5 protein-coding genes and 3 pseudogenes are annotated in these 8,146 nt (G+C 68.0%); 6 read left to right on the top strand and 2 right to left on the bottom strand.

Annotated elements, in window-relative coordinates:
- The 3 genes and pseudogenes from AC067M_RS40400 to AC067M_RS40390 all read left to right on the top strand — a co-directional run.
- Window positions 1-87, top strand: a pseudogene (locus AC067M_RS40400) (IS5/IS1182 family transposase); the annotation flags it as partial.
- A 6-nt stretch (window positions 88-93) separates the two neighbouring features.
- Window positions 94-297, top strand: a pseudogene (locus AC067M_RS40395) (transposase); the annotation flags it as partial.
- A gap of 521 nt (window positions 298-818) precedes the next feature.
- The gene (locus tag AC067M_RS40390; protein ID WP_478701986.1) at window positions 819-1,784 is read left to right on the top strand and encodes a L,D-transpeptidase; all 966 of its coding nucleotides are present in this window, start codon (window positions 819-821) and stop codon (window positions 1,782-1,784) included.
- An 824-nt stretch (window positions 1,785-2,608) separates the two neighbouring features.
- Here AC067M_RS40390 and AC067M_RS40385 read toward each other — a convergent pair.
- Window positions 2,609-3,702 (bottom strand): annotated as a pseudogene (locus AC067M_RS40385) (IS110 family RNA-guided transposase).
- 418 nt (window positions 3,703-4,120) lie between these two features.
- On the opposite strand from AC067M_RS40385, the gene AC067M_RS40380 reads away from it, so the two are divergent.
- The 3 genes from AC067M_RS40380 to AC067M_RS40370 all read left to right on the top strand — a co-directional run bounded on the left by AC067M_RS40380 (window position 4,121) and on the right by AC067M_RS40370 (window position 6,159).
- On the top strand, window positions 4,121-4,486 hold the full coding sequence (locus AC067M_RS40380) for a hypothetical protein (protein WP_478701985.1): 366 nt from the start codon (window positions 4,121-4,123) through the stop codon (window positions 4,484-4,486).
- Window positions 4,487-4,583: 97 nt separating this feature from the next.
- Entirely contained in the window at window positions 4,584-4,874 is a 291-nt protein-coding gene (locus AC067M_RS40375) for a transposase (RefSeq protein ID WP_478701984.1), read from the top strand.
- Window positions 4,875-5,076: 202 nt separating this feature from the next.
- Window positions 5,077-6,159, top strand: coding sequence for an endonuclease/exonuclease/phosphatase family protein (locus tag AC067M_RS40370; protein ID WP_478701990.1), 1,083 nt, complete (start codon window positions 5,077-5,079; stop codon window positions 6,157-6,159).
- 542 nt (window positions 6,160-6,701) lie between these two features.
- Here AC067M_RS40370 and dacB read toward each other — a convergent pair.
- Window positions 6,702-8,075 (bottom strand): D-alanyl-D-alanine carboxypeptidase/D-alanyl-D-alanine endopeptidase, encoded by a 1,374-nt coding sequence (gene dacB, locus AC067M_RS40365; protein ID WP_478701983.1) that lies wholly within the window; start codon window positions 8,073-8,075, stop codon window positions 6,702-6,704.
- Window positions 8,076-8,146: the final 71 nt, after the last annotated feature.

Here is an 8,146-nt window from a genome sequence, read left to right as displayed (position 1 = left end):
TGGCGGATCTTCCGCAGGTCCCGCTGCAGCCCCAACCGCATGACGTCAATCGCCAAAGCCATTCTCACCCTGGAGCGGCAACGCTGAAGAGGCTCGGTGAACGCGCGGATACGACGGGCGGTCAAGGCCCGCGGCCACTTCCCCAGCGAGCAGGCCGCGCTGAAGTGCGTCTACATGGCGATCATGTCTCTCGATCCCACCGGCAGGGGCCAGGCCCGCTGGACCATGCGCTGGAAGACCGCACTGAACGACTTCGACATCACCTTCGACGGCCGACTCTCAGCAGCCCGTCAGTAACCAACAACCCCAGTTACACCGCTCGTTTGACAGACCCCCACCTGGCGCACCGTCACCGGCTGCGCCCCCGCAGATGCCTGACGGGCGCAACACCGGCCACACGATCACCCCAGCCTGCCCCAACTACCCCTTTAATCCGACAAGTTGTCGGTTCCCAGTCCGCGCCTCTCCAGTGCTGCCCGCAGTTTCGGGTTGCCGCCGTAGACCTCGCCCCCGGCCGCCCAAGAGGCGTGATGTCCGGCGTCCAGGAACCATTCGATCATCACGGTGTGCATCCCAGGATCCTGGGTGTTTCCACGATCAGGACGGCATTCCGGTCTCCGATGTGCTCGACGACGTAGTCGCGCACATCGCAGGACCTCGTCGGCGTCCCACTCATCCCACACGCGATCGAAAAGGGCCCCGGCCGAGACGAGCACCGGGTGTCCTCACCGAATCTCAGGTTGCGGCGGGGCACTCAGGACTAATCCATGCGAAAGGTGCATTATGTACGAGCACTGATCATCTCAGGAGGGCGTGCCGTGGGCGTTACACACACATCGAACGGGTCCGGGCAGTGGTCACGGCGGGGTGTCCTTGCCGCGCTCGGTGCGGTGCCGGCCGTTGTCCTGACCGGCCACAGCGGCTCGGCGGATGCCTCGGAAGGCGCCGCTCAGAAGACCGCGACCTTCACCACCAAGTCGCGCACGGAAACCTTCGTCGGGAACGTCACCCCGGAGGCCGGCTCCACGTCCGGCGTCGGCATGCCCGTGTCGATCAACTTCACGCACGCGGTCACGAACATGGCCGCCGTCGAAAAGGCAATCACGGTGACCGCCGAACCCGCGGTCGAGGTGGTCGGTCACTGGTTCAGCGACACCCGGCTCGACTTCCGGCCGGAGACCTACTGGGCGTCCGGCACGACGATCAGGCTCAACCTGCGACTGAAGGACGTCGAGGGCGCGGACGGCGTCTACGGGGTCCAGTCCGAGGACGTCACCTTCCACATCGGGCGCGAGCAGATCAGCACCGTCGACCTCGGCAGCAAGGAGATGACCGTCAGGAGGAACGGTGCGACCGTCGCCACCTATCCCGTCACCGGCGGCGACACTGACCACGCCACCTGGTGCGGGATCATGGTGATCAGCAACCGACACAAGCAGACCCGCATGCAGTCCTCGACGGTCGACCTCGACGACGAGTACGACATCCCGGACGTCCCGCACGCCCAGCGGCTGACCAAATCCGGCACCTTCATCCACGGCAACTACTGGGCCTCCCCCTCCGTGTTCGGACACGAGAACACCAGCCATGGCTGCGTCGGCCTGCGCGACGCCAAGGGGGGAAACGACGGCTCCATGGACGGTTACAAGTTCTACGAGAGCTCGATGCTCGGCGACGTCGTCATCGTGGAGAACTCGGGCGAGGAGACCGTCGATGCGGCCAACGGTCTCAACGGCTGGAACCTGTCGTGGGAGGAGTGGAAGGCGGGGAGTGCGCTTTTTTGAGGGGATCTACACCCGCTTCCGCCGCTACGCGCTGCGGCGTGTTCACCCGGGCTCTCCAGCAGATCCAGGCCCGCGCGAATGCGGCCGGTGACATCGACTGGCTGATGCAGATCGACTCCGCCCTCGGCCGCTCCCGAGGAGGAACCGGCCACCAAGATCCACCTTGCCTGCGGCGGCCGCGGTCGGCCCCTCACGACCCTGATCACACCAGATCAACGTCACGAGAGGATGATACGTGAGTTGATTTCCGATTCGTCGCTTCGTTCGAGGTGAGCGGGCAGGTCGCGACGACGCCGGGCGGCTCACGGCCACGGCTGAGTGAACAAGCCCTGCTCGGTCTCGGCCAGGATTCCGCGCTCGACAAGCCGTTTGAGCTTCAGGCGGGTGTTGTTGATGGTGTTGGGCGCGATCTCCATGTCCATCGCCTCGCACACCTGCCGCGCCCGCAGCGGATGGTTGGCCGCGGCGAACTAATGCGGCCATGACAAGCGGCTCTGATCCACTTCTTGTAGCCGTGTGACGTTGCGTTACAGACCTCTGATCGGTTCACCGTTCGTGTGGATGCAGCGTACTCTGGACCGCCTTCTCCAACCTGAAGTCGGTTGCGGTGGAGGAGATCACGGTGGACGACGAAGCGGTGGCCGTCGCGGCGCGGGTGGTGAGCCGACAGGCACCCTGCCCAGGGTGCGGTTGCACGTCCAGCCGTATCCACGGGCGATGCCACCGACGTCTGGCCAACCTGGCGGTGGCGGGGCGGAAGGTCGTCATAGACCCCCTGGTCCGGCGGGGGGGTGCCTCTATGTCCTTCGTAAAGCCTGAGCTGGTCATGCGACGGCTGCTTCGGGAAGGCGGGGTGCGTAGAAGGTGCCATCACGGAGCATTGCGAACAGCACGCTGATCCGGTGTCGGGCAAGGCGGAGTAGGGCCTGCGTGTGGGTCTTCCCCCGAGCCCGACAGCGGTCGTAGTAGGTGCGGGAGGCGGGGTCGTGCAGGGCGGCGAACCCGGAGAGGAACATCGCCCGTTTGAGCTGCCGGTTGCCGCCTCTGGGGGCGTGTTCGCCGTGGATCGAGGTTCCCGACGACCTGGTGGTCGGGGCCAGCCCGGCGTAGGAGGCGAGGTGGGCGGCGGTGGGGAAGCTGGTGCCGTCGCCGACGGTGACCAGCGGCACTGCGGCGGTCCTGACCGCGACCCCCGGCATCGAGGTCAGGACCTTGGAAAGAGGGTGGTCCTCCAGCAGGGCCTTGATCTGGGCTTCCAGGGCCCGGCGTTGTTCGTGGACGGCCGCGAGCGAGCGGGCCAGGGAGGGGATCACGACGTCGAGGGTGCCGGTCCCCGGGACCACGACGGTCTGCTCGTCCAGGGCGTCGAAGACATCGTCTATCAGCCGCTGGGCCATGCGTGGGGCCTTGGGCCGGATGACTTCGACGAGTCTGCGGCGGCCGGCCTTCCGCAGCGCGGCCGGGGAGTCGTAGCGTTCCAGCAGCCAGGTCACCGCGGGGTGGTCCAGGCGTGGGCCCAGGACGCGTTCCAGGCTGGGGTGATCTCGTCGGTCAGTTCCAGCGAGCGCAGGGTGTGCGGCATGGTGCGGGCGGCATCCGCGATCACCACGGCGTCCTTGGCGTCGGTCTTCGCCTTGCCCGGGTAGAGGTCGGCGATCTGGCGCATGGCGAGTCCGGGCAGGTAGGCGACCTTGCAGCCTGCATCGCGGGCGACGGTGAGCGGGAGGGCTCCGATGGAGGCGGGCTGGTCCACGATCACCAGGACGGTGCCGAACTTCGCGGTCGGCTTGTCGAAGACGGCCCGCAGCTTCGGCTCGCTGTTGGGCAGCTGCTTGTCGAGGACCTTCTTCCCGGCCGGGGTGAGCCCGTAGCCGTGATGAGCGCTCTTGCCGACGTCCAGGCCGAGGAACACGCCCACGTCTTCGTGTCGAACATCGCGCCCTTTCCGGGGTGTTGAGCGTGCCGGCCTTGGCTGTGGTGTCGTACGCGCGCATCCACGTTATGCAGACCTGCCGCCCGCGAGCTGTCCGGCATTGCGCCGGACCGGGTGGAGGCCGGGCCTCTCATGGCGAACTCCTTGCTCAGGCTGCTGGGCAAGCTCCCGGAGAAGAAGCTCGGCACGGCCCCTCGGGTCCTGGGTGTGGACGACTTCGTGTTCAAGAAGGGCCACGTCTACGGGAATCCTGATGGACGTAGAGACCGGCGAGCGCGTGGACGTGTTTTCGTTGGCAAACATCGCAAGCGTTCAGCCGAGCCCGCCGAGGACACGACCGCCGACACCGCCGTCGTGAAGGCTCCGCCACGGCAGCCGACGACGTGCCGAAGCCCATTGGCCCATGGAACGGCTGCGCGCGATCAAGCGACGCGAGTGCCACGCCGCGATGCATGCCCTCTACGACAAGGGCGTGCAGATCGAGGTGATTGCCAAGACCCTCGGGCTCGACCGCAAGACAGTGCGGCGCTACGCACACGCCGCCACCCCTGACGATGCCTCCCGCGGAACCGGCTCCCGCCGCTACGGCCAAATCCACGCCTACTCGCCTTATCTGTACCGGCATTGGAACGAGGGCTGCACGGATGCGGCACGGCTTCATGCGGAGATCGTCGAGCTCGGCTACTGCGACAGTAAGCGGACCGTCCGCCGTCACCTGCAACAGATCCGGGCCAGCGGCAAACCCGCACCCGACAAGCCCAAGAGCTGACCGTCCGGAAAGCCACCTGGCCGATCGCCGCGCACCCCGACAAGATCGACGAGAACAACGCGCTCAAGCGCAAGCAACTCCTGGCCGCTGCCCGGAATTGGCAGCCGTCGCCGACTGCGTGCGCGCCTTCGCACAGATGATGACCGAGCGCCGTGGCAGCGACTTCGGCAGCCGGCTCACCCGTGCCGAGCACACCGGGCTGAAGCAACTGCGGAGCCTGGCCCGTGGCCTACGGCAGGATTTCGACGCCGTCGCCGCCGGACTCACCCTGGAGTGGAGCTCCGGCAAGGTCGAGGGCAACGTCAACAGGGTGAAGCGGAACAAAAGGGACGGGTACGGCCGGACCGGATTCGACCTCCTCCGACGCCAAATCCTTCTCGCGGACTGAGCATCGTCACCCTCTGCGACCGGACCACAACGAGTGGATCAGAGCCCATCTCGATGGGCCATCGGGGCGAACTCCTGGCCGCTTACGGGGAGAACGAAATGGCTTTTGTCAGAATGTATGCCGATCCCATCCAGGACCCGAGGATGCAGTAGTGACCAGCACTCTTCGTACAGGCAACACCGACAGTGAGCGAGGACTGCCGATGGTGCAGGTCGACACGGCGGAGCAGACCGGACAGGAAGGCGTCGGCCCCCGGGACACCGGCCCAAGTACCCAGCGCGCGGGCATCCGCCGGGCGATCCGCATCGGCTCCCGGCCGGGGCCCTGGAAGCGCGGCCCGGTGCTCACGGCGCTATCGCTGCTGCTGGGCCTGTTCATGCTGCTGCACGCGAAGATCCCGAACCGGATCGGGAACCTCGGCAGCCTGGTGGAGACCCTCCTACCGTGGTTCGGCCTGTTCATCCCGGTGCTGCTGGCCGGGGCGCTGTGGCGCCGCTCCGCCTCCGCGGTCGTCGCGCTGCTGCTGCCGGTCATAGTGTGGCTGTGCCTCTTCGGCAGGCTGCTCGGCGACAAGTCCCACCCGGGCGGCGACCTCACCGTGGCCAGCCACAACGTCGCCGCCGGCAACCCCGACCCGGCCGGCACCGCCCGCGACCTGGCCGCCTCCGGCGCGGACGTGCTGGCCCTGGAGGAGATCACCCCGCAGGCGAAGCCGCTGTACGAGGAGGGCCTGGCGAAGGCGTACCCGTACCACACGGTCAAGGGCACGGTCGGGTTGTGGAGCAAGCTGCCGCTGTCGGACACCCGGCCGGTCGACATCAAGCTGGACTTCGGGCCGCTGGCGGACACCAAGTCGGCCGACATCAAGATGGACTCGACCCGGGCACTGCGCACCACGGCGGCCACGGACCAGGGGCCGCTGGCGGTGTATGTGGCCCACCTGGGGTCCGCACGGGTGAATCCCAGGGCGGGCTTTTGGACAGACTCGCGGGACAGAAGCGCGCAGGCGCTCGGCAAGGCCATCGCCGCCGAGCAGAACGAGCGGGTGGTGCTGCTCGGCGACCTGAACGGCACCACGGACGACCGCGCGTTCGCCGGCATCACCTCGCAGCTGCGCTCGGCCCAGGACGCGGCCGGGGATGGCTTCGGCTTCAGCTGGCCGGCAAAGCTCCCGGTGGTGCGGATCGACCAGATCCTGGTCCGCGGCGTTGAGCCGGAGAGCTCGTGGTCGCTGCCGGCCACCGGCAGCGACCACCTGCCGGTGGCGGCCGGAATCAGCTGGTGAACACGGCGTAAAGCCTCCGGATGGTCCCACGTCAAGCCTCGTGAACGCTGCCGGCCTGGGCCGACGCAAACGGGCCGCTAGGATCTGTCGCGCCTGGGCGATGGACTGGAGGACGACCTCGCACCCTGGAGCGGAGGCATGGCGGAGCTGCTCCTCGGCCGCGCGGAAGTAGCCGTCCCCCGGTCAGTCTGCAGACCGACGAGCCGACGCAGCCTCGCGGTGCCGTACCGGCCTGCCATCGCGTCCTCGCTCCGCAGACCGCGGTGTCGAGGGTCCTCCAGGGGAGGGAGAGCTTGCCGATCCGCAGGTCCTCCGCGAGGTCCATCGGATTGTCCAGCGTCCCAGGTCTCCTCGGCGCTGACCTCGGCGGCGTCCTCGGGCACGCTCATCAGCGTGGGACGTCTACAGCGTGGACACGGGCTGCAAGAGCTGGAAGCCGGCCTTCTGACGCGATGACAGCAGGCGACGGAAACAGCACGGTGGAAACAGCATTCACACAGAACGTGCGCCCCGGGCATCCGCACCCGGGGCGCACGTTCGTGTCAGGCCCAGCAGCCGTTCACGGTCGCGGCGAGGCCGTCCATCGCGTCCCTGATGGCGTTGTTGTTGGCCGTGGAGCCGTTCTCCACGAAGGAGAAGACCTTCCACCGGCCGTCCTTGCCCTGGGTCAGGCCGCTCAATGCGATGGCGCCGGTGAGGGTGCCGGTCTTCGCGTGCACCTTGCCGAGGGCGCACTGCGAGTTCGCGTCGTCGAAGCGGCCCCACTCCGGGCCGAGAGTGCTGCCGGCCTCGCCCGCGACCGGGAGGCCGTCACGGATCGAGCTCAGCCGGTGCTCATAGCGCTTCTCCGTCAGCAGGTCGAAAATCTCCGCCAGCGTCCGGGCCGGGATGCGGTTGGCACGGGAGAGGCCGCTCCCGTCGTACATCTCGAAGTTCTCCAGCGACACTCCGTACCGCCGGCTCAGCACATCGCGTACGACCGCCGTGCCGCCCTCGAACGTGGCGGGCTGCCCGGCGCCCAGCGCGGTCATCCGCAGCAGGGTCTCGGCGATGTTGCTGTCGCTGACCTTGATCATGTGGTAGACGATGTCCGACAGCTTGGCGGACTCGTGGCAGGCCACCGGTACGTCGGTGATGTCCGCCGTCCGGCGTGTGACCTCGCCGTCCACGGTGATGCCGTCGGCGGCGAGTTGCTTGGCGAAGACCTGTCCGGCGTCGATCGAGGTGTCGTTGACGCCGTGTCCGTCAACGACGAGGGCGCGGACCGGAGCGACGGAGTCGGGGTAGTAGCCGTCGTTCCAGCCGGGGGCCAGGGTCGGTTCGGGGAAGAGGCTGTCGTCCACGGCCACCTTCACGCCGGTGAGGCCCGCGGCCTTCAGCCCGGCCACCGCGTCCTTGGCCATTTCGCCGAGGTCGGCGCTGGTCAGGGTCCTGTCGCCGCCGCCGACGAGGGTGAGAGTGCCGTCGCCGTAGACGACGTTCGTCTTGAACCGGTGGTCCGGGCCGAGCACGGTCAGGGCGGCGGTCGAGGTGGCGAGTTTGGTGTTGGACGCCGGCATCAGCGCGGTGGCGCTGTTGTGGTCCCAGACGGTGCCGTCCGACTCGGCGTCCAGCACCACTCCGCTGACGTTGCCGCCCAGGCGCTCGTCGAGCACGCGGGTGTTGAGGTTCGCGGCGATCGCCTGGTCGGCGGAGTCGAGGCCCTCGTTCGTGTCCGGGGCCGTGTCGGGGTTCGTCGCGGTGGTGTTCCCGTCGGCGGCGAAGGCCGAGGGGCCGAGGAGCGCCACCGACGCGACGGACACGGCCATGGCCAGGGCGCGGCGGGCGCCCGCGCCGAACTGTTTCGGTTTGCGGTGCCCGTGGCGACCGCTCGGCGTGAAGGCGGGCGGGGGCACGACTTCGGTTCTGTGGTTCATGGGGGGACTTTCCGTGATGTGCGCTGGCGGAAGTACAAGCCGACGTAGTGGGGAAGGGTTTGGCCCTGTGG

It is taken from the genome of Streptomyces sp. NPDC043427, assembly GCF_056436655.1.
This window is presented reverse-complemented; position numbering and strand designations above follow the sequence as displayed.